We start from the raw sequence: 623 nt of genomic DNA, 5'->3' as shown, positions 1-623 counted from the left end.
ATTAACTAATCATTTTAAAAAATATAAAATAGTCAAATAATATGTTAGCAAATACTAATAGCTTAAGTCAAATTTTGAAGGTTATCATTGTATGTAAAATATGGTGTGAGGATTGGTTGTAATTAGCTAAGAGTATGTTTTTAAGTAATTGAGGTTAATATTTATACAATACTTTAACCTAGCTTTAACAAATACTTACATTTTTGCTTTGCAAATATCCTATTTCCTATTTTCGTAGCTTATAACTTTGCAATGAGAGCATGTAAAGTCCATCTTTTCATTCTTAACTTTCCTTTTACTTTCGGTTAACACAAAGTCAACTTCCTTAACTTTTTATAGCCTTTTAATTTATTTATTTTTCTCTCTTTTTGCTTATTTTTTTATAAGCATTCTCTTCAAATTTCTTCTTCTTTTTTAAATCCCTTTTTGAAATTTGTTTGTAATTTTATCTTTATCCCCCTGCTCCTCCTCCACAAGTACTTGTTGCTTGGCTCTTAAATCCAGATAATGTATTATCATCCATTGTGCTAAAGTAGCCTTCTACTACGGTTTTAAAAGTATTTTTACCATCATTATTATTTTTGCAACTTTCAAGTTGAGTATTTATATGCTCCAAAGCTTCT

At 27.1% G+C, this 623-nt stretch carries 1 protein-coding gene; it reads right to left on the bottom strand.

Annotated features, from left to right (window positions below; translation table 11 throughout):
- Window positions 1-451 precede the first annotated feature (451 nt).
- Window positions 452-616, bottom strand: coding sequence for an Mlp family lipoprotein (locus U881_RS11825; protein ID WP_084538415.1), 165 nt, complete (start codon window positions 614-616; stop codon window positions 452-454).
- Between the last annotated feature and the right edge of the window lie 7 nt (window positions 617-623).

Origin of the sequence: Borrelia persica No12 (genome assembly GCF_000500045.1) — a bacterium.
GTDB classification, from domain to species: Bacteria; Spirochaetota; Spirochaetia; order Borreliales; family Borreliaceae; genus Borrelia; species Borrelia persica.
Note: the sequence above shows the minus strand (reverse complement) of the source record. Positions and strands in the feature narration are given on the sequence as shown.